Source organism: Sphingomonas pollutisoli (assembly GCF_029167165.1).
Classification (GTDB): Bacteria; Pseudomonadota; Alphaproteobacteria; order Sphingomonadales; family Sphingomonadaceae; genus Sphingomonas; species Sphingomonas pollutisoli.
Map to the genome: position 1 here is coordinate 530,688 of NZ_JARFNJ010000001.1, position 20,518 is coordinate 551,205.

The 20,518-nt window shown below is 67.1% G+C and carries 23 protein-coding genes; 4 read left to right on the forward strand and 19 right to left on the reverse strand.

Features of this window, described 5'->3' with window-relative positions:
- Window positions 1-76 precede the first annotated feature (76 nt).
- Window positions 77-1,189, forward strand: a complete 1,113-nt coding sequence (locus PX554_RS02575; protein ID WP_275498962.1) for a glycerophosphodiester phosphodiesterase — start codon at window positions 77-79, stop codon at window positions 1,187-1,189.
- A 9-nt stretch (window positions 1,190-1,198) separates the two neighbouring features.
- Window positions 1,199-1,447, forward strand: coding sequence for a hypothetical protein (locus PX554_RS02580; protein WP_093223576.1), 249 nt, complete (start codon window positions 1,199-1,201; stop codon window positions 1,445-1,447).
- 109 nt (window positions 1,448-1,556) lie between these two features.
- Here the strand turns inward: PX554_RS02580 and PX554_RS02585 are convergent, their stop codons facing one another.
- The 4 genes from PX554_RS02585 to PX554_RS02600 are packed head-to-tail and all read right to left on the reverse strand — an operon-like array spanning window position 1,557 to window position 4,260.
- Complete coding sequence (locus PX554_RS02585; protein WP_275498674.1) at window positions 1,557-2,003, reverse strand: hypothetical protein; 447 nt, start codon at window positions 2,001-2,003, stop codon at window positions 1,557-1,559.
- Window positions 2,000-2,377 (reverse strand): PaaI family thioesterase, encoded by a 378-nt coding sequence (locus tag PX554_RS02590; protein ID WP_093223573.1) that lies wholly within the window; start codon window positions 2,375-2,377, stop codon window positions 2,000-2,002. Before PX554_RS02590 ends, PX554_RS02585 begins: the two co-directional genes overlap by 4 nt.
- On the reverse strand, window positions 2,377-2,808 hold the full coding sequence (locus PX554_RS02595; RefSeq protein ID WP_093223571.1) for a PaaI family thioesterase: 432 nt from the start codon (window positions 2,806-2,808) through the stop codon (window positions 2,377-2,379). The genes PX554_RS02590 and PX554_RS02595 overlap by 1 nt, the downstream gene beginning before the upstream one ends.
- A 54-nt stretch (window positions 2,809-2,862) precedes the next feature.
- Window positions 2,863-4,260: a DEAD/DEAH box helicase gene (locus tag PX554_RS02600; protein ID WP_093223570.1), complete on the reverse strand. Its 1,398-nt coding sequence runs from the start codon at window positions 4,258-4,260 to the stop codon at window positions 2,863-2,865.
- Window positions 4,261-4,529: 269 nt separating this feature from the next.
- On the opposite strand from PX554_RS02600, the gene PX554_RS02605 reads away from it, so the two are divergent.
- Window positions 4,530-4,883: a response regulator gene (locus PX554_RS02605; RefSeq protein ID WP_093223779.1), complete on the forward strand. Its 354-nt coding sequence runs from the start codon at window positions 4,530-4,532 to the stop codon at window positions 4,881-4,883.
- 77 nt (window positions 4,884-4,960) lie between these two features.
- On the opposite strand, the gene pnp is transcribed toward PX554_RS02605, so the two are convergent.
- From pnp to rimP, 13 genes are all read right to left on the reverse strand, one after another.
- Entirely contained in the window at window positions 4,961-7,306 is a 2,346-nt protein-coding gene (pnp, locus tag PX554_RS02610; protein WP_275498680.1) for a polyribonucleotide nucleotidyltransferase, read from the reverse strand.
- A gap of 234 nt (window positions 7,307-7,540) precedes the next feature.
- Entirely contained in the window at window positions 7,541-7,810 is a 270-nt protein-coding gene (gene rpsO, locus PX554_RS02615) for a 30S ribosomal protein S15 (protein WP_093223567.1), read from the reverse strand.
- 20 nt (window positions 7,811-7,830) lie between these two features.
- On the reverse strand, window positions 7,831-8,784 hold the full coding sequence (gene truB, locus PX554_RS02620) for a tRNA pseudouridine(55) synthase TruB (protein WP_275498682.1): 954 nt from the start codon (window positions 8,782-8,784) through the stop codon (window positions 7,831-7,833).
- A gap of 32 nt (window positions 8,785-8,816) precedes the next feature.
- Window positions 8,817-9,239, reverse strand: coding sequence for a DUF6491 family protein (locus tag PX554_RS02625; RefSeq protein ID WP_275498684.1), 423 nt, complete (start codon window positions 9,237-9,239; stop codon window positions 8,817-8,819).
- Window positions 9,240-9,267: 28 nt separating this feature from the next.
- Window positions 9,268-9,846 carry a thymidine kinase gene (locus tag PX554_RS02630; RefSeq protein ID WP_275498686.1) on the reverse strand — a complete coding sequence of 193 codons (579 nt, stop codon included), beginning with the start codon at window positions 9,844-9,846 and terminating at the stop codon, window positions 9,268-9,270.
- On the reverse strand, window positions 9,847-10,239 hold the full coding sequence (locus PX554_RS02635; protein WP_275498688.1) for a type II toxin-antitoxin system VapC family toxin: 393 nt from the start codon (window positions 10,237-10,239) through the stop codon (window positions 9,847-9,849). It lies immediately after the preceding gene.
- Window positions 10,236-10,574: an AbrB/MazE/SpoVT family DNA-binding domain-containing protein gene (locus PX554_RS02640; protein WP_275498689.1), complete on the reverse strand. Its 339-nt coding sequence runs from the start codon at window positions 10,572-10,574 to the stop codon at window positions 10,236-10,238. The genes PX554_RS02635 and PX554_RS02640 overlap by 4 nt, the downstream gene beginning before the upstream one ends.
- The gene (gene rbfA / locus PX554_RS02645; RefSeq protein ID WP_275498691.1) at window positions 10,540-10,938 is read right to left on the reverse strand and encodes a 30S ribosome-binding factor RbfA; all 399 of its coding nucleotides are present in this window, start codon (window positions 10,936-10,938) and stop codon (window positions 10,540-10,542) included. Before rbfA ends, PX554_RS02640 begins: the two co-directional genes overlap by 35 nt.
- A 135-nt stretch (window positions 10,939-11,073) precedes the next feature.
- Entirely contained in the window at window positions 11,074-13,851 is a 2,778-nt protein-coding gene (gene infB / locus PX554_RS02650) for a translation initiation factor IF-2 (RefSeq protein ID WP_275498693.1), read from the reverse strand.
- A complete protein-coding gene (locus PX554_RS02655) occupies window positions 13,852-14,715 on the reverse strand; it encodes a DUF448 domain-containing protein (protein WP_093223556.1) in 864 nt (287 codons plus the stop codon).
- Complete coding sequence (locus PX554_RS02660; protein ID WP_093223555.1) at window positions 14,696-14,932, reverse strand: tautomerase family protein; 237 nt, start codon at window positions 14,930-14,932, stop codon at window positions 14,696-14,698. The genes PX554_RS02655 and PX554_RS02660 overlap by 20 nt, the downstream gene beginning before the upstream one ends.
- A 6-nt stretch (window positions 14,933-14,938) precedes the next feature.
- On the reverse strand, window positions 14,939-16,558 hold the full coding sequence (gene nusA / locus PX554_RS02665; protein ID WP_093223553.1) for a transcription termination factor NusA: 1,620 nt from the start codon (window positions 16,556-16,558) through the stop codon (window positions 14,939-14,941).
- Window positions 16,558-17,154 carry a ribosome maturation protein RimP gene (gene rimP, locus PX554_RS02670; RefSeq protein ID WP_093223552.1) on the reverse strand — a complete coding sequence of 199 codons (597 nt, stop codon included), beginning with the start codon at window positions 17,152-17,154 and terminating at the stop codon, window positions 16,558-16,560. Before rimP ends, nusA begins: the two co-directional genes overlap by 1 nt.
- A gap of 164 nt (window positions 17,155-17,318) precedes the next feature.
- On the opposite strand from rimP, the gene PX554_RS02675 reads away from it, so the two are divergent.
- Complete coding sequence (locus PX554_RS02675) at window positions 17,319-18,527, forward strand: PQQ-dependent sugar dehydrogenase (protein ID WP_093223550.1); 1,209 nt, start codon at window positions 17,319-17,321, stop codon at window positions 18,525-18,527.
- A 143-nt stretch (window positions 18,528-18,670) separates the two neighbouring features.
- Here PX554_RS02675 and PX554_RS02680 read toward each other — a convergent pair whose 3' ends face one another.
- Window positions 18,671-19,486, reverse strand: a complete 816-nt coding sequence (locus PX554_RS02680; protein WP_093223549.1) for a Cof-type HAD-IIB family hydrolase — start codon at window positions 19,484-19,486, stop codon at window positions 18,671-18,673.
- Window positions 19,483-20,466, reverse strand: a complete 984-nt coding sequence (gene gnd, locus PX554_RS02685; protein ID WP_093223547.1) for a phosphogluconate dehydrogenase (NAD(+)-dependent, decarboxylating) — start codon at window positions 20,464-20,466, stop codon at window positions 19,483-19,485. Before gnd ends, PX554_RS02680 begins: the two co-directional genes overlap by 4 nt.
- Window positions 20,467-20,518 lie beyond the last annotated feature (52 nt).

Sequence of the window (20,518 nt, forward strand, 5' to 3'; positions counted from 1 at the left end):
TATCGTCAAGGTGTCATGATCCTGTTGCATCAGCGCGGGCGTGTGACGCTTGGAACTTGGGACAACGCCTGTGATGATGATGGTTTCCGCGCTGGATACGGCAAAGCGAGGCCTTTCGCGAGCCTCGATCGATCGGCTCGTCGTGGCCGCGCTGCTGCTCGCGCCGGCGGCGGCGGTCGGGCAGGATGTATCCGCGCCTCGGCTCGACCCGAAGGCGCCGATCGTCCTGATCGGGCATCGCGGCGCGAGCGGCTATCGCCCTGAGCATACGCTTGCGTCCTATGACCTCGCGATCGACCAGGGCGTCGATTTCATCGAGCCCGATCTGGTGCTGACCAAGGACAAGGTGTTCGTGGCACGCCACGAGAACGATATCACCGGCACCACCGATGTCGCCAGCCACCCCGAGTTCGCCGCGCGGAAAACCACCAAAGTGATCGACGGCGAGGCCCACACCGGCTGGTTCACCGAGGATTTCACGCTTGCCGAGTTGAAGACGCTGCGCGCCAAGGAACGGCTGCCGTCCCTGCGCCCCGCCAGCGCCAAATATGATGGCCAGTTCAGCATCCCGACGCTCGACGAGGTGATCGCGCTCGCCAAGCGCCGGACGAAGGAGACGCACCGCACGATCGGCATCTATCCCGAGACCAAGCACCCGAGCTATTTCGCGTCGATCGGGTTGCCGATGGACGAAGCGTTGGTCGCGCAATTGAAAAAGGCGGGCTGGAGCAAGCCGTCCGACCCGGTGTTCATCCAGTCGTTCGAGGTCAACAACCTCAAGCACATTCATTCGCTGACCGGAATCCGGTTGATCCAGTTGATGGGAGCCGAGGGCGGCCCCGCCGACAAGGCCGCGCCGAGCTATGCCGCTATGGCCACGCCCGCGGGCCTCAAGCAGATCGCGCGCTATGCTTACGGGATCGGTCCGGGGCTGGACATGATCCAGAACGGCGACGCGCCGCCATCGGTGCTGGTGCGGGATGCGCATGCCGCCGGCCTGCGGCTGCACCCTTGGACCTTCCGGGCGGAGAACGTCTTTCTGATCCCGAGCTTCAGGGCGGGGGCGGCGCCTGCGGCACATGGCCGTCTTTCTGACGAAATTCAGCTATATCTGCGGCTTGGCATCGACGGCTTCTTCACCGACTTCCCCGATATCGGGGCGGCGGCGCGGGCAGCCGCCCAAAAATGAGAGTGTTTCATGCGTACCGTGTTGATCCTGGCCGCCCTTCCCCTGCTCGCGGGAGGCTGTGTCCGCACCGTTGCGCATGTCGTGACCGCTCCGGTGCGCGTCACCTCGAAAGCCGTTGACTGGACGACGACCAGCCAGTCCGAGGCCGACCGCAATTACGGCCGCAAGATGCGCAAGCAAGAGGCGCGCGAGGGGCGTGAGCGGCGCAAGGCGGCGGCGGACTGCCGCCGCGCGCATGGCGAGAATTGCGAGCGGTAATCTCACGTCGACCGTTCGCCCTGAGCGAAGTCGAAGGGCGTGCCGCAGGCGAAGCGCTTGGGGCACGTGCTTCGACTTCGCTCAGCACGAACGGAGCACGTGAGTCGCGCTACTCCCCGCCCAGCGCCTCGATCCGCGCAGTCGCCTCGGCGACGCCGGGGTTGGCGGCGCTCCCGGTCATTGCTTCGAACAGGTCGCTCAGCGCCGCATAGCGGGTCCGCGCCTCGCGCCACAAGAGGATCGCGCCCGCCACGTCGCCGACCGCCTCGGCCTGGGTCGCCGCGCAGCGCACCGCGTTGGCGATGTCGAGCGGCGGCGCGTCGGGCACCTGCGCATAGAACCACAAGGCTTGCGCGCAATCCTGCTCGGCATCGCCGGCGCGGTCGCTCGCGATCAGCATGTCGGCGCGGTGGCGCAGGGCCTGCGCCAAAGCGAGCGGGTTGCTGCCGCCGCGCAGCATCTCGATCGCGACCGTCTGATGGTCGATCGCGGCGGCGAGATCGCCCGCCTGCCGCGCCGCCTGCGCGGTCCCCAACAGCGCCTCAACCGGGTTCATGCGCGCACGATCAGATAGTTCATCCGCGCCGCCGCGATCGGCCGCGCGGGATCATCCTGCCACGCGGTCGCATCGACATTGGCGACGCGCGTGCCCAGTCGCGTGACGACGCCGCGCGCGAAGGTCGGCTTGTCGCGCCCACCGCGCATGAAATCGACGGTCAGGTTGATCGGCTTGATCCGCGCATCGCTTTCGATGCCGAGCGCGTGGCGCAAAGCGACGATCGAGGCGACCTCGAGGAACCCGCCGATTGCGCCGCCATGCAGGAAGCCGGGCCGCCCGACCACCGCGTTCGCGAAGGGCAAAGTCAACAGCGTCGGATCGCCTGCCACGGGCGTGGCGCCGAGCGCGTGCGCATAGGGCAGATCGTCCATCACAGATCCGTGAACATGAAGGTGCCGGCGACATTGGCGATCGGATCGGCGGTGTCGCCTTCGTGCGCGATGCCGCGCACGAACGCGATCGCGCGCGTGATCCGGTAACATTCGCCGCGACCGATCACCGTCTTTCCCGGCGTGGCGGGGCGGACATAGTCGATGCGCAGGTCAAGCGTCGCGTGCGGGCGCTCGACGCCATGCTTGAGATGCACCGCGAGCGAGGTCGCGGTGTCCATCAAGGCGAGGATCGGCCCCGAGGCGAGCACGCCGCGCTCGGGATCGCCGATCAGCGCCTCGCGGTATGGCAGCGCCAGTTCCGCCCAGTCGGCGCCATGCGCGCGATGCTCAACGCCGAGTAGACCGCCGTGGCCGGCCTGCATCAGCGCCATGAACGCGACGGGATCAAACACGGACTCTGGATGCGCCATGCCGCCGTCCTACCGTATCATCGCACGCGCACAACCCGGCACGCGGCGCCGCGATCAGCCCGCGGCGGGCGACCGGCGACCGCCGCCCGACGATTGGCGCCGCGGACCGCCGGGGCGGCCGCCGCCGCCGGCCGGACGACCCTGGCCGCCGGGGCGGCCCTGACCGCCGGGACGCCCCGCGCCGCCGGCCGGACGTTCGCCGGTCGGGCGCGCCGAATGCGTCGCGCGCGGACCCTGCCGGTGACGGCCCGAATCGTCGATGCGCCGCTCGGGCGTGTCCGATCCGGCCGGGCGCGCCGCCTTGATGCGCGCCTGCTCGGCGGTGAAATCGGCCGGCAGCGGCAGCGGAGTCGGCTTGACCTTGGTCAGCCGCTCGATGTCGCGCAGGTACGGCTTTTCGTCATCCGCGCAAAAGCTGATCGCCACGCCCGACGCGCCCGCGCGCGCGGTGCGGCCGATGCGGTGGACGTACTGCTCGGGGACGTTGGGCAGTTCGAAGTTGAAGACGTGGCTGACGCCCGAGACGTCGATGCCGCGCGCGGCGATATCGGTCGCGACGAGCACCTTGACCTTGCCCGACTTGAACTCGCCGAGCGCGCGTTCGCGCTGCGGCTGGCTCTTGTTGCCGTGGATCGCGTTGGACGCGATGCCATTGGCGGCGAGCAGCTTCACGACGCGATCGGCACCGTGCTTGGTGCGCGTGAAGACGAGGCAGCGCTCGATCTCAGGGTTGCGCAGGTGGATCGTCAGCAGCGCCTGCTTTTCCGACTGGTTGACCAGCGTGACGAACTGATCGACGCGCTCGGCGGTCGAGGACACCGGCGCGACCTTGACGGTGGCAGGGTCGGTCAGGAACTGATCGGCGAGGTCGCGGATCGCAGCGGGCATCGTCGCCGAGAAGAACAACGTCTGGCGCTGCTTGGGCAGCATCCGCACGATCTTCTTCAGCGCGTGGATGAAGCCGAGGTCGAGCATCTGGTCGGCTTCGTCGAGGACGAGGATTTCCAGCGTCGCGAGGCTGACGAAGCGCTGCTCGATCAGATCGAGCAACCGGCCCGGCGTGGCGACGAGGATATCGACACCGCGGCTCATGTCCTGGCGGTTCTTGTTGATGCTGACGCCGCCGAACACGGTGGCGACGCTCATCTTGGAGAATTTGCCATAGTCACGCGCGCTATCGGCGATCTGGCTGGCGAGCTCGCGCGTGGGCGCGAGCACGAGCATGCGGCAATGCGTCGGCAACACGCGCTTGCCGCTGGCGATCAGGTTCTGGATCGAGGGCAGCACGAAAGCGGCTGTCTTGCCGGTGCCGGTCTGCGCGATGCCGAGCAGGTCGCGCCCTTCGAGCAAGGTCGGGATCGACTGCTGCTGGATAGGCGTCGGCGCGGAATAGCCCTTGGCGTCGAGCGCGCGGACGAGCGGTTCGGCGAGGCCGAGGTTTGCGAAAGTCATATGGATAAGGTCCAGATATCAGGCCTGGCCCCGGCGCCGATAGGCGCAAGGGTGGCGGGGGAAGATGACGCCCCGCGTGAAAAGGGAAGCCTTGCGACAATACCGACACGGAGCCCGGACCTCTCGGTCTCGATCACGCTGCAAAACGCATCGGTGCGCCAGATATGTACGCTGCGGTGCGGAAAGTCAATCCGACTCGCGGAAATCCGCGCAGCCGTGCGTCCGTTTCGACTTTACCTGCGTTATGAAACGGCAAAGGAGGCGCAATGATGTGTCATGTACTGATCATCGAGGACGAGCCGCTGCTGGCGTTCGACCTGCAGGACATGCTCGCGGCGGCTGGCGCGACCAGCTTCGCCTTCGCGGAGACCGAGGATGAGGCGGTCTCCGAGGCGCGCGCGCGCCGCCCCGATGTCATCACGTCCGATGTGATGCTGCGCGAGGGCACCGGCCCGCGCGCGGTGGCGGTGATCGTCGAGGAACTGGGGCCGGTGCCGGTGCTCTTCATCACCGCCTCGCCCGATCAATGCACGCCGTGCGATCCGCCGACCCGCATTCTCGCCAAGCCGATCGCCGACGAGATGGTGCGCGCCGCGTTCCGGGAGATCGCGCCGGTCCGCTGACGCGCCACCGCCCGTGCGTTGCATGAAAAAGGCCCGGGGTCACCCCCGGGCCTTTTCTTGATCGCCTCGGCGAGAGATCAGTCGCGATCGCCGGTCAGGAACGCGGGCGCGAATTCGGGCGCGGGGCCGTCCTCGTTGCCGCTTTCCCGCTTGGGGCCACGCCCTTCGCGGCGGGGGCCGCGGTCGCCACGGCCTTCGCCGCCCCGACCTTCACCACCACGTCCGCCTTCGCCGCGCGGGCCACGGCCGCCGTCGCCGTCACGGCGGGGCCCACGCGAGCCACGCTCGCCGCCTTCACGCGGTTCGCGCGCCGGGCGCGAATCTTCCAGTTCGGCGCCGGTTTCCTGATCGACGACGCGCATCGACAGGCGAACCTTGCCGCGCGGATCGATCTCGAGAACCTTGACCTTGACCTCCTGACCTTCCTTCAGGACGTCCGAGACCTTCTCGACGCGCTCGTTCTTGATCTCCGAGACGTGAACGAGACCGTCCTTGCCGCCCATGAAGTTCACGAACGCGCCGAAATCGACGAGGTTGACGACCTTGCCGTCGTAGATCTTGCCGACCTCAGCCTCTTCGACCAGGCCCTTGATCCACTTGATCGCGGCTTCGATCTGCGCCGGATCGGACGACGACACCTTGATGACGCCCTCGTCGTCGATATCGACCTTGGCGCCGGTGGTGGCGACGATCTCGCGGATCACCTTGCCGCCCGTGCCGATCACGTCGCGGATCTTCGACTTGTCGATCGTGAAGCTCTCGATGCGCGGTGCGTGCGCCGAAAGCTCGGTGCGGGTCGAGGACAAGGCCTTGTTCATCTCGCCGAGGATGTGCGCGCGGCCTTCCTTGGCCTGATCGAGCGCCGCCTTCATGATCTCGTCGGTGATGCCGGCGACCTTGATGTCCATCTGCATCGTGGTGATGCCGGCATCGGTGCCCGCGACCTTGAAGTCCATGTCGCCGAGGTGATCCTCGTCGCCGAGGATGTCGGACAGGATCGCGAAGTCCTTGCCTTCGAGAATCAGGCCCATCGCGATGCCCGACACCGGGCGCTTGAGCGGCACGCCGGCGTCCATCATCGACAGCGAACCGCCGCAGACCGTCGCCATCGACGACGAGCCGTTCGACTCGGTGATGTCCGAGAGAACGCGGATCGTGTAGGGGAACTCGTCCTTGGACGGCAGCACCGGATGCAGCGCGCGCCAGGCGAGCTTGCCATGGCCGACCTCACGACGCCCCGGCGCGCCGAAGCGGCCGACTTCACCGACCGAATAGGGCGGGAAGTTGTAGTGGAGCATGAAGTTTTCGTAGGACAGGCCGGTCAGCCCGTCGATCATCTGCTCCGCATCCTTGGTGCCGAGCGTGGTGGTGCAGATCGCCTGCGTCTCGCCCCGCGTGAACAGCGCCGAGCCATGCGCGCGCGGCAGGAAGTGGACCATCGCCTCGATTGGGCGGATCTGCTTGGTGTTGCGGCCGTCGATGCGGGTGCCGTCCTTGAGGATGGCGCCGCGGACGATTTCCGCTTCCAGCTTCTTCATCAGCTTGCCGGCAGCCATCTGGTCCTGCGGGGCGGCATCGGCGAACGCGGCCTTGCCCTTGGCGCGCGCCTCGTTGAGCAGGCTCGAACGCTTGGACTTGTCGGTCACCTTGTAGGCGGCGGCGATGTCCTTGCCGATCAGCTTCTTGAGCTTGTCCTTGGCGGCGGTCAGGTCAGCCTGCGGGGCCATTTCCCACGGATCCTTGGCGGCCTGCTCGGCCAGATCGATGATCGCATTGACGACCTCACGGCACGCCTTGTGCGCGAACTGCACCGCGCCGAGCATGACCTCTTCCGAAAGCTCCTTGGCTTCCGATTCGACCATCATCACGGCATCGCCGGTGGCGGCGACGACGAGGTCGAGATCGCCGGCCTTGATCTGCTCGTTGGTCGGGTTGAGGATATATTCGCCATCGACATAGCCGACGCGCGCCGCGCCGATCGGGCCCATGAACGGCACGCCCGAAATGGTGAGCGCCGCCGACGCAGCTACCATCGCGAGAATGTCCGGCTCGTTCTCGCCATCATAGCTCAGCACCTGGGCGATGACGTTGATTTCGTTGTAGAAACCTTCGGGGAACAGCGGGCGGATCGGGCGGTCGATGAGACGCGAGACCAAAGTCTCCTTCTCGGTCGCGCCGCGTTCACGCTTGAAGAAGCCACCGGGGATGCGGCCGGCCGCGCTGTACTTTTCCTGATAATGGACGGTGAGCGGGAAGAAGTCCTGCCCTTCCTTCACCGAGCGCGCCGCCGTGACGGCGCAGAGCACGACGGTTTCGCCGAGCGTCGCGAGGATCGCGCCGTCGGCCTGACGGGCAACGCGGCCCGTTTCCAGCGTGAGGGTCTTGCCGCCCCACTGGATGCTGGTGGTCTTGGTATCGAACATGAGATTTCCTTCACTCCGCCGCGCCCTATGCGCGCCGGGGCCTGTCTGCGGACTTGACCGGTCCGCGCGGTTCGGAGCCTGTCGTGGCTCCCCGATTGGGAGACTGCGGCCGGATTGCCGGTTTCCCGTCCCGACCCCGGCGACGCGCCGGGGCCTGCCGTACCCGCGTACACCATTTCGGCGCGCGGGGCTTGAGCCTTTTGAAAAAGGGCGCCCCGAAGGACGCCCTTTCGTTTACTTGCGAAGGCCGAGCTTCGCGATGAGATCGAGGTAGCGCTGACCATCCTTGTGGCGGAGATAGTCGAGCAGCGCGCGGCGCTTGTTGACCATCATGAGCAGACCGCGACGCGAATGGTTGTCCTTGGCGTGGCCCTTGAAGTGCTCGGTCAGGTTGCGGATGCGCTCGGTGAGGATCGCGATCTGGACCTCGGGGCTGCCGGTGTCGCCTTCGGCGCGGCCGTGATCCTTGATGAGTTCCTGGCGCTTCTCTGCGGTGATCGTCATGTATTTTCCTTCGACATCTTCTACAGGTTGAAGCCGCGTTCGACCCGGGCATTACGGTCCGAAACCTCGACCAGCGCGACGGGCATATCACCCAGCAGCGCGAAATGGAGGCCATCTTCAGCGGCGATCCCGGCCAGCACACGCCCCTGTCGGAGCGCCCCTGCCTGGTCGGGGGTGAGGGATAGAGCCGGGATGTCGTCCAGCCCCGCCCTCAAGGGCAGGAGTATCTGTTCAAGGGTGCGCGCCATAGCGTGTTCGTCGAGTTTGTCCAGCGATATCGCTCGGACAAGATCGAACGGGCCGGCCTTGGTGCGACGGAGCATGGTAACAGAGCCAACTGTGCCAAGCGCGAGCGCAATGTCCCGCGCGAGGCTGCGGATGTAGGTGCCCTTGGAGACATGCGCGGTGAGGGTGGCTTCTTCCAGCGTCGCCCCGGCGACGGCCGGGGCCGCTGCATGTGGGGCAGCCGGATCGCCAAGCAACGCGGCGGCCCCGGCCTCCGCCGGGGCGACGGTGAGGCTGTGAATCGTCACCGCACGCGTCGCCAGCACCACCGCTTCGCCGGCCCGCGCGAGATCATAGGCGCGCGCGCCATCGACCTTGAGTGCGGAATAGGCCGGGGGCACCTGCGCGATCGGCCCGGTGAAACGCGGCAGCACCGCCGCCAGCGCTTCGCGGGTCGGCCGCACATCGCTGGTGGCGATCACCGTCCCTTCGGCATCGAGCGTATCGGTCTGCGCGCCGAAGCGGATCGTGAAATCATAGACCTTGTCGCTGTCGAGCATCCGCCCGGCGAGTTTGGTCGCCTCCCCCAACGCGATCGGCAGCACGCCGGTCGCGAGCGGATCGAGCGTACCGCCGTGCCCGACCTTCCACTTGCCGTAGCCGCCCTGCCGCAGCGCCCGCTTCACCGCCGAGACGCCTTGCGTCGAACCCAGTCCAAGCGGTTTGTCGAGTATGATCCAGCCGTGCATCCCGGTGTGCCTAACGCGGGAAAGCCGCCCCGTCAGCCCCGCTTGATGCGGTTCAACCCCGGCTTGAGCTTGCCGGGCTTGGGCGGCGGCCCCTCGCTCGCGGTGAGGCTGCTGAGCGGGCAGCGCTGGCCATCGACGAGCAAGGTGCCGGTGCGATCGAGCGAATCGCCACTGAAGCGCGTGTCGACGCCGATCATCGTCGCCAGGCCGAGGCCGGCGCACCGCCCGAGCGGCTTGGCATAATACCAGCGCCGGCGCTGATCCTGCAGCCATACGCCACGATCACCATCGCTCTCGAAGCCGTAGAGGCGCTGATCGCGGATGAAAGGGATGCTGGCTTCCTTGCCGATTTCGGCCCGCGTCCACCCGCCCAGCCGGGCATCGGCCGGAGCGTCGGCCAGCGCCGCGCTTGGCGACAGGACGAATGCGGCGGCGAGCAACATTGCCTTTTGCATCAAGGGTCTCCGAAATCGCGCGGGAGACTTACGCGGCGTTGGCTGAACGCTCGCTGAAATGCCGCCGACAGAGCGCGACGTAACGATCGTTGCCGCCGATCTCGGTCTGTGTGCCACGGGTGACGGCGCGCCCGGTGTCGTCGACGCGCAGGTTCATCGTCGCCTTGCGCCCGCATTCGCACACCGACTTGATCTCGATGAGCGCGTCGGCGAGCGCCAGCAGCCGCGCCGAGCCCTCGAACAATTCGCCCCGGAAATCGGTGCGCAAGCCATATGCGAGCACCGGAATGTCATGCCGGTCGGCCAGCCGGGCGAGCTGATCGACCTGCGCGGCGGTGAGGAACTGCGCCTCGTCGACCAACACGCAGGCCGGCGGCTGGTCCTGGCCGAGCGTCATCGCCGCGAGATCGGTCGCGGCGTCGAACGCCAGCGCCGGCGCCGTCAAGCCGATCCGCGAGGTGATCGTCCCCGCCGCGAACCGGTCGTCGATCGCGGCGGTGAACAGCAACGTCCGCATGCCGCGCTCACGATAGTTGAAATCGGCTTGCAGCAGGTTGGTCGATTTGCCCGCGTTCATCGAGGCATAGTAGAAATAGAGCTTGGCCATTCAGGTGAGCACTTCAATCGCCGCGGGTGAATCCGGGCCAGCGCGGACGGCAAGTTTGCGCTCGAATGAGGCAAAGCGGCCAATCGGGCGCGCGGCGGCAATATGAACGTAATCCGCGAATTCACCGGCTACTCGATAGCGACCCAGCGCCCAGCGGACATCCTCCTCGGCTTGAAAATGGAGGTTCGTCAAATCGCTCAGTTCGAAAAGCGCGTTCGCAATACGCAACCGATCATAGCGATAGGCAGAACGCAACACCCACTCGGCCTCGATCAGAACGGTGTGACTGACGAACAAATCCTCCCGCTGGAGCAACGCCAGCACACGCTCCACCTGGATCGGGTCGTCGTTCGTAATCAGGCGGACAACAATGTTAGTATCGACGGCGATCACGGGCGCGATGGCCAATCCTCGAACAGTTCGCCGATACGCGCGCTCATCTCCTCGACCGCGACAGGCGGCCCCTCGTAAGCGGGGATGCGCCGCCTGAACTCTTCGTAGCTGATACGCTCGCGCACGGGTTCGCCGACAGGCTCCATCGTGATCCGGCGGCCCCGATGCGAGAGTCGGAGTTTTTCGCCCGCCCGCAACCCCAGCGCATCACGCACATCCTTCGGGATGACGACCTGCCCCTTCGAGGAAATGGTGATCTCGACACTCATGCCGGTAAGATGTGTCTTACCGGCAACTGAGTCAATCGTCGTCGCCCGCCAGATCCCGCGCGACATGCGGCGCGCGCAGCAGCGAATCGATGTGGCTGCCCTCGTCGAAACTCTCGTCGGCGATGAACTTGAGCTTGGCGGCGTAGCGCGTCTGGACGCGCTGGGCGACCTCGCGCTGGAGGTAAGCGGTGTTGGTGCGCAGCGCCTTGAGCACCGCATCCTCATCCTTGCCGAGCAGCGCCTTCACGAAACAGGTCGCGTGGCGCAGATCGGGCGACATGCGGACTTCGGTGATCGTCACCGCATGGCTGGCGAGCGTCTCGTCATGCACGTCGCCGCGCATCAGGATATCGCTCAGCGCATGGCGCACCTGCTCGCCGACACGGAGCAGGCGAACAGAGCGGGTTTCGGGGGTTTCGGTTGGGCGCATTTGTCTCTCTTACACCTCTCCCACCGGGAGAGGGAGGGGCCCAAGCCGTCAGGCTTGGGAGGGTGAGGGTGATGGCGGTCGGCGCCCTCACCCCTCGCCGCTTCGCGGCTCGACCCTCTCCCACCGGGAGAGGGTTTAGAGCGTCCGTTCGCGCAGTTCGACCTCGAAGGTTTCGAGGAAGTCGCCCGGCTTGATGTCGACGAAGTTCTGCGTGAACGTCACGCCGCACTCCAGACCGGCGCGGACTTCGGGGACATCGTCCTTGAAGCGCCGCAGCGAGGCGATTTCGCCCTGGTAGATGATGACATCGTTGCGCGTAATGCGCGCCTTGAGCGCCTTGCGGATGACGCCTTCGGTGACGAGCAGCCCCGCCGCCTTGCCGTGCTTGCCCGCCGAGAACACCTCGCGGATTTCGGCGCGGCCGACCACGGTCTCGAACGCTTCCGGCCCGAGTTCGCCTGCCATGCCCGCGCGGATCTCGTCGATCAGGTCGTAGATCACGTCGTAATATTTGAACGCGACCTTCTGCCGCTCGGCGATCTCGCGCGCCTTGGCGTTGGGGCGGACGTTGAAGCCGATGATCGGCGCGCCGCTGGCACCCGCCAGCGTCACGTCGCTCTCGGTGATGCCACCCACGCCCGAATGCAGCACGCGCGCCTTGATGTCGTCGGTCGAGATCTTGTTGATCGACGACACGATCGCCTCGACCGAGCCTTGCGTATCGGCCTTGACGACGAGCGGATATTCGATCGCCTGCTTGTCCTTCAATGCGGAGAACATGCTCTCCAGGCTCGCCGGGACGGAGGTGGTGCGCTTGTTGGTGATGACGCTCTGACGATATTCAGCGACCTCGCGGGCGCGCGCCTCGTTCTCCACCACCGAGAGCAGATCGCCCGCGCGCGGCACGCCCGAGAGACCCAGCACCTCGACCGGCATCGCCGGACCGGCTTCCTTGATCTGCTGGCCCTTGTCGTTGGTCATCGCGCGGACCTTGCCGCTCTCGGCGCCGACGACGAACACGTCGCCAACCCTGAGCGTGCCGCGGCTGACGAGGATCGTCGCGACCGGGCCGCGGCCCTTGTCGAGCTTGGCCTCGATCACCGCGCCTTCGGCCATGCGGTCCGGGTTGGCGCGCAGTTCGAGCAGTTCGGCCTGGAGCTGGATCTTCTCGATCAGCTCGTCGAGACCGGTCTTCTTGAGCGCCGAGACTTCGACGTCCTGCACGTCACCCGACATTTCCTCGACAACGACGTCGTACTGGAGCAGCGCCTCGCGGACCTTCTGCGGGTTGGCGTCATGCTTGTCGACCTTGTTGATCGCCACGATCATCGGCACGCCGGCCGCCTTGGTGTGGTTGATCGCCTCCACCGTCTGCGGCTTGATGCTGTCGTCCGCCGCGACCACGAGCACGACGATGTCGGTCACGTTGGCGCCGCGTGCGCGCATTTCCGTGAACGCCTCGTGGCCCGGCGTGTCGAGGAAGGTGATCTTCGACTTGTCCTTGAGCGTCACCTGATAGGCGCCGATGTGCTGGGTGATGCCGCCCGCCTCGCCGCGCACCACGTCGGTGCCGCGCAGCGCGTCGAGCAGGCTGGTCTTGCCGTGATCGACATGGCCCATGATCGTGACCACCGGCGGACGCGGCTTGAGCGTCGTGGCATCGTCGGTGTCGGTCTCGATCGCGAGATCGATATCCGAGTCGCTGACGCGCACGATGTTGTGGCCGAACTCGGTAACGAGCAGCTCGGCGGTGTCCTGGTCGATCGTCTGCGTCATCGTGACGGGCATGCCCATCTTGAACAGCGTCTTGACGAGGTCCGCGCCCTTCTCGGCCATACGGTTGGCGAGTTCCTGCACGGTGATCGTCTCGGGAACCTGCACGTCGCGGACCTGCTTGGCCTGCACCTCGCGCGGGCCGCCCATGCGGCGATGCTCCTTCTCACGCGCACGCTTGAGCGCGGCGAGGCTGCGCGCACGCGCGCCGTCGCTGTCGCCGAGCGCGCGGTTGACGGTGAGCTTGCCGGCGGTGCGGCGGTCATCGCCCTTGCGGTCGCGCTGGACCGGACGGGGCGGCTCGGCGCCGGGGCGTTTGAGCGCGCCGGCGCCCGACGGCGTGGCGGACGCGGTGGTGCTGGCCGGCGTGCTCGCGGTCGGCGCGGGCGCGGGTGCCGGAGCCGGCGCCGGGCGCGGCCGCTCGGGGCGGGCGACGGGCGTGAACAGACGCGGCGCGGGCAGGCTCGAATCGAGCGTGATCGTCAGCGGCTCGGGCGGACGCGGCGGTGCGGGCGGCGCGGCGGGAGCCGGTGCCGGCTTGGCCGCGACCGGAGCGGGCGCAGGCGCGGGTGCTGCCGCGACCGGCGCGGGTGCCGGTTCGGGCTTGGGCGCAGGTGCCGGAGCGGGCTGCTCCGCGACCGGCGCGGGCTTGGCCTCGGGTTCCGGCGCGGGCGCTGGCACGGGTGCCGGCGGCGGGGCCGCGGCGGCGCGCGCGCGCTCCTCGGCGCGACGACGCTCTTCCTCGAGCGCTTCCTGGCGATTGCGCTCCTCGCGGCGGCGGGTCTCCTCGAGCGCGTTCATGCGCGCCTCTTCGGCCTCGCGCAGCAGCTTGGCCTGAAGTTCCTGACGCGACAGCAGCGAGTTGGCCGGTGACGTGGGCGCCGGGCGCGGCTCGGGCGCGCGCGCCTGCGCGGCCGGCGCCTGTGAGGCGGCGGCGGGGGCGGGCGGTGCTGCGCGCGCCGGGGCGCGCTCGGCCTCGCCATCGCGGCGCAGCGTGCGGCTGCGCTTGACCTCAACCACGACGTTGTTCGAACGCCCGTGGCTGAAACTCTGTTTGACCACGCCGGTCTCGACGGTGCGCTTCAGCCCGAGCGGCTGGCGCATGCCAAGTTTCGGCTTCTCGTTATCGGTATCGCTCACTCAAATTCCTCGTAACGTCGTATCGGCATCGGGCTCCGGCCCTGAAGTCTCTGCCCCGGCGTCGTGTGGAAACGCCGATGCGCCCTGCGAGGCCGTTTCGCAAGGCGAGAGGATGGGGTCGGGTCCGAGAAAATGCAGCCAGCGGTGGAGCGCTTCTTCCACGCGCGCGGCGGCATCACGCTCCGTCAGACCGATATGTACCACATTCTGCCGTCCGAGCGCCACGGCCAATGTGGTGCGTGGCACCGGCAAAACCAAGCCCCTGAGATCACTTCCTTCCGCGTCGCGCCCGACTCGCCACGCTTGGTCGAGCTTGCGGTTGCCGTCGGCGCCGGCGTCGCAGGCGTGGAGCAGCAGGTGGAGCTGGCCCGAACGCGCGGCGGTCTCGATCTTTTCCGATCCCGTCAGCAGCGTGCCCGAACGCGATTCGAGCCCGAGCCGGTCGAGCGCGGCGCGTTCGAGCGCGGCGGCGAGCCGTTCGGGCAGGTCTTCGGGAATCGCGATCGGGCCGGTCTTGAAGGCGCGTGCGAGCGCCCCCTTCAGCTTGCCCTTGGCGATCGCGGTTGCAAGCTCCGCGCGCGTCACGCCGATCCAAGCCCCCCGCCCCGGCGCCTTGGCGCGCACATCGGGCAGCACCGCGCCCTCGGGCGACAGCGCGAGCCGCACCAGCGCCTCGCGCGGCGCACGGTCGCCGGTGAGGATGCACTTGCGAACAGGGTCTTCTTTCCCTTCCCGCGCGCGGGAAGGGTTAGCGGAGGGCGTGTTCTTGGGAGACGCGCCCGCAACAGGCCCTCCCCCAGCCCCTCCCGCATGCGGGAGGGGAGTTTTGGCGTCGCCTAGCGCCTCATCGTGGGGATTCCGCATGTGCGTCCTCCTGCACGATGGGTTTGGGGGCGTCGCGATCGGCGATCAACTGGCCGGCCGCGCCGTAATTTTCGGGCGAGATTTCCTCGATCACCACCTGCACAGCCGCCGCTGGCTTGCCCAGCCGCGCGACGAGGGCAGCGGTGACGTCGGCGACGACGCCCGCCTTCTGCTCGCGCGTGGCGGTCCCCGCCAATCGGATGCTGACGAACGGCATCGCGGCTTACGCCTCCTCGCTCGTGGCGGCTGGCGCAGCCGGCTCGTCGTCGAACCAATGCGCGCGCGCGGCCATGATGATCTCGTTGCCCTGCTCTTCGCTCAGCCCATATTCCCCGAGCACGCCGCCGCGATCCTCGGCGCGGCCTTCGAAGCGCTTGGCCGCCTCTTCGTTGCGGCGGCGCTGTTCCTGGCGCTTCTTCTGGACGAGTTCGTCGGTGGCGAGATCGGCGAGATCGTCGAGCGTCTTGATGCCGGCCTTGCCGAGCGTGACGAGCATCGCCTCGGTCAGATACGGCATCGTCGCGAGATCGTCCTCGACGCCGAGTTCGCGGCGCAACGCGCGATTGGCTTCCTCGCGGCGTTCGAGCGCCTCGGTCGCGCGGCTCTGCAACTCGGCGGCGAGATCCTCGTCGAAGCCTTCGATGCCGGCGATTTCATCGGCCTCGACATAGGCGACTTCCTCGAGGTTGGTGAAGCCCTCCGCAACCAGCAACTGCGCGAGCGTCTCGTCGACGTCGAGCTCGTTCTGGAACATCTCGGTGCGCTCGACGAATTCCTTCTGGCGCTTCTCGCTCGCATCCTGCTCGGTGAGGATGTCGATCGCCTTGGCGGTGAGCTGCGAGGCGAGCCGCACGTTCTGGCCACGCCGGCCGATCGCGAGGCTGAGCTGGTCGTCGGGAACGACCACCTCGATCCGGTCCTCTTCCTCGTCGATCACGACGCGGCTGACGCTCGCGGGCTGGAGCGCGTTGACGACGAAGGTCGCGGTGTCGGGCGACCAGGGGATGATGTCGATCTTCTCGCCCTGCATCTCCTGCACCACCGCCTGAACGCGACTGCCTTTCATGCCGACGCACGCTCCGACCGGATCGATCGACGAATCGTGGCTAATGACGCCGATCTTGGCGCGGCTGCCGGGGTCGCGCGCGGCGGCCTTGATCTCGATGATGCCGTCGTAGATTTCGGGCACTTCCTGCGCGAACAGCTTCTTCATGAAATCGGGATGCGCGCGGCTGAGGAAGATCTGCGGGCCACGGTTCTCGCGGCGCACGTTGAGGATCAGCGAGCGGATGCGATCGTTGACGCGCACCACTTCGCGCGGGATCTGCTGGTCGCGGCGGATCACGCCTTCGGCGCGGCCGAGATCGACGACGACATGGCCGAACTCGACGCGCTTGACGACGCCGGTGATGATCTCGCCCTGACGATCCTTGAACTCTTCGAACTGACGGTCGCGCTCGGCATCGCGGACCTTCTGGAAGATCACCTGCTTGGCGGCCTGCGCGGCGATGCGGCCGAACTCGATCGGCGGCAGCGGATCGACGATGTAATCGCCGATCTCGGCGTCCTTCTGGAGCTTCTGCGCTTCCTTGAGGTTCACCTGCTTGAAGAAATCGTCGACCGCCTCGACCACTTCGACGACACGCCACAGCCGCAGATCGCCGCTGTTGGGATCGAGCTTGGCACGGATGTCATTTTCCGCGCCGTAGCGCGCCCGCGCCGCGCGCTGGATCGCGTCTTCCATCGCCTCGATGACGATGCCCTTGTCGATCATCTTTTCGCTGGCGACCGCGTTCGCGATTGCGATCAGCTCGGCCTTGTTGGCGGAAACGGCGGTGGCCATCACTTCAGTCCTTCATCTTCGGCGCTCTCCAGCGCGTCGCTGTCGTCGTGTTCGAATTCTTCTTCGTCGGCGCCATCCATCGAAAGCGGCCGGGTGGCGGCGATCAGCCGGTCGGTCAGCAGCAGCTTGGCATCGCCGACATCGGCGAAACCGATCGTGATGTCGCCATGCTTGCGCACGTCGATCGTGATCCGATCGCCTTCGACGCCCTTGAGGACGCCGGTGAGCTGCTTGCGCCCATCGACCGGCTGCGCGAGATTGATGCGCGCGTCATGCCCGGCCCAGTCGGCGAAGTCCGCCAGCCGCGTCAGCGGCCGGTCTATGCCGGGCGACGAGACTTCGAGGCGATATTCCTCGTCGATCAGGTCGGTACCCTGCTCCTCGAGCGCATCAAGCCGGTCCGAGATGCGGCGCGACAGCTCGGCGCAATCGTCGATCGTGAGCTGGCGCGTGTCGGGGCGCTCGGCCATCACCTGCAAGGTGAGGTCGCCCGCGCCGCCGAACAGCTTGACGCGCACGAGATCGAAGCCGAGCGCTTTCGCCTCAGGCTCGATCAATGCGTTCAGCTTGGCCCGGATCAGGTCGGGGTCCGCCATCGATGCTCCAAACAAGCAGGATTGTCGCCGGAACCGGGTGGCTCCGACCTCTTCACCATAACGATGTAGAGAATATGCCGGTGATATAGGCGAAGCATGAAGGGCTGGCAAGCGCCTCCGCGTTTCCGCTTGGGAACGCGCGATGATGCCGCTACCATGCGGCCATGAACCTCCGCCCGCTCGCGCTGCTCCTGCTCGCCACCTCGGCCTGCTCCCCCTCCGCCAATGTCGGCGGCAACGCCTCCGCCACGGCGGCCACGTCGGGGCCGCCGTTCGTCAGCGCCAAGCAGGCGCAATTCGACACGCCGTTCGCGATGGCGTTCCTGCCCGACGGCAGCCTGCTCGTCACCGAGAAAGCCGGGAAACTCAAGCTGCGCGACGCGAGCGGTCATATCCGCGATGTCGCGGGCGTGCCCAAGGTCCAGGAGATCGGCCAGGGCGGCTTGCTCGACGTGGCGGTGGCGCCGGATTTCGCGTCCAGCCACGCGATCTACCTCACCTATTCCGAACCGCGCCCGCATGGCGCCGCGCTCGCGCTGGCGCGCGCGACCTTGCTCGGCACGCAATTGCAGGGCACGCAGGTGCTGTGGCGGCAGGGATCTGACGGCGAAGGCGGCCAGTTCGGCGCCAACATCGCCTTCGCACCCGATGGCAAATCGCTGTTCCTCTCTTCGGGCGAACGCCAGCGCTTCACGCCCGCGCAGGACATCAACCAGAAGCTCGGCAAGATCCTGCACCTCACGCTCGACGGCAAACCCGCGCCCGGCAATCCCTTCGCGGGCAAGACCGGCACGCCCACCGTCACGGTGTTCGACCCGCCCGAGAACACCGGCGCGGCCTTCAAGGAAAAGGGCACGCAGCAGCCGGTCGAAGGCGGCGTGAACACCGCGCCAGCCGAAATCTGGAGCATGGGCCACCGCAATCCCTATGGCCTCGCGTTCGATTCGGCCGGCCGCCTGTGGGAGATCGAGATGGGGCCGAAGGGCGGCGACGAGGTCAACCTGATCCTGCCCGGCAAGAATTACGGCTGGCCCAAGGCGTCGAACGGCAGCAATTACGACGGCACCGATATTCCCGATCATAAGCCCGGCGACGGCTTCGAGGCGCCCAAGGTGTTCTGGAACCCGTCGATCTCGCCCGGCGGCATGATGATCTATTCGGGCGATCTGTTCCCGCAGTGGAAGGGATCGATGTTCATCGCGGCGCTCTCCGGCGAGGCGCTGATCCGCGTCAAGCTCGACGGGGAGACCGCGACCAAGGCCGATCAATGGCCGATGGAGACGCGCATCCGCGACGTGGCGCAGGGGCCGGACGGCGCGATCTGGCTGCTCCAGGACGATGGCGCGCTGGTGAAGCTGACCCCGCCGCGCTGAAGGAACGCCGTAGAGTTGGCAAATCCCCAAGCCGCCGCGTCACCCCGGATTTATTCCGGGGTCCACCGTTCCGCAAAATTAACGGCGTGAGGGCTTGTTGAACGGTGGATGCCGGAACACGTCCGGCATGACGGCGGCACGTTTTACGCCAGAATGATCTCGTCGATCGCCTGCGCCACGCCATCGGCGTCGTTCGCACCCGTAACGTGCTGCGCGAGCGCCTTCACGCCCTCCGGCGCCTGCCCCATCGCGATTGACAGGCCGGCGCGTGCGAACATCGGCAGATCGTTGAACTGATCGCCGATCACCGCGGTCTGCGACAGCGGCACGCCGAAGCTCTCCGCCAGCGCCGCCACGCCGTCGCCCTTGTTGGCGGCGGTCGCGGTCACATCGAGATAATAGGTCTGCGACTGGGCGATCGTCGCCGCCTCGCCATAGGCCGCCCGCGCGCGGTCGAGCAGCCCCGCGAGTAGCGGCGGATCGTCGCTGACGAAGGTGATCTTGTCGGCGCGATCGTAATATGGAGAGAAATCCGAGACGACCACCGGGGACTGGTTCGCCGATACGCGTTCGCTGTCGAAATGCATGCCCTGTTCGGCGAGCGCATACCAACGGTCATCGGCGAACAGCCAAGGCGCGACATCGAGCCCCTGCGCCAGCTCGAACACGCCCGCCGCGACATGCGGCGCGATGCGGTGCTCGGCCAGCACCGTGCCGTCGCGCTTGAACAAGGTGCCGCCGTTGAACGCGCCGATCGGCACGTCGAGTTCGAGCGCATCGACGATCGGCCGCACCCCCGAGCGCGGCCGCGCGCTGATGACGGTGAAGCCGATCCCCGCCGCCTTGAGTCGCGCGACCGATGCGATCGTACCCGCCGTCAGTTCCTTCTTCCGATCGACCAGAGTGCCGTCGAGATCGGAGATGAACAGTCGGATGCCGTCCTTCGTCACCCCGCTCATTGCGGCATTTCGACGTGGCCACCGAAGCCGAAGCGCATCGCCGACAGCAATTTGTCGCCGAACGTATGCTCGACGCGGCTGCGATAGCGTGCGTACAGCGCCGCACTCAGCACGTTCGCCGGCACCTTCTCTTCCATCGCCGCGTCGATCGTCCACTGGCCTTCGCCCGAATCGGCGACATTGCCCGAGAAATGATCGAGCATCTGATCCTTGGCGAGACCGATCGCGGTGAGATCGAGCAGCCACGACGAGATCACGCTGCCGCGCCGCCAGACTTCGGCGATGTCGGTGAGGTTGAGATCGAAGCGTTCGTCCTCGGGCAGATGCTCGGAGGACTTGCCCTTGAGGATGTCGAAGCCCTCGGCATATGCCTGCATCAGCCCGTATTCGATGCCGTTGTGGACCATCTTGACGAAATGGCCCGCACCCGCCGGCCCTGCATGGATATAGCCCAGTTCGGCGCGCGGATCTTCCTTGTCGTTGTCGCGGCCCGGCGTGCGCGGGATCGTGCCGATGCCCGGCGCCAGCGCTTCGAAGATCGGATCGAGCGTCTTGATCGTCTCCGGGTCGCCGCCGACCATCATGCAATAGCCGCGCTCCAGCCCCCAGACGCCGCCCGAGGTGCCGACGTCAACGTAATGGACCTGCTTTTCCGCAAGCGCCTTGGCGCGGCGGATGTCGTCCTTGTAGAAGCTGTTGCCGCCGTCGATGATGATGCCGCCGGGACCGCATTGCTCGGCGAGCGCCGCCACGGTCTGTTCGGTCGGGCCGCCCGCCGGGAGCATCACCCAGTAGATCGCCGGATCGGCGAGCTTGCCTTGCATGTCGGCGAGCGAGGAGGCGCCGACCGCCCCGTCGGCGACCAGCGCCGCGACCGCCTTCTCGTCCCGGTCGAACACGACGGCCTCATGGCCGGCGCGCATCAGCCGCCGCGCGATGTTGCCGCCCATCCGGCCGAGGCCGATGATACCGATCTTCATGAGGATACTCCTACGATTCTGAACACCGTTCCCCCGCGAAGGCGGGGGTCCA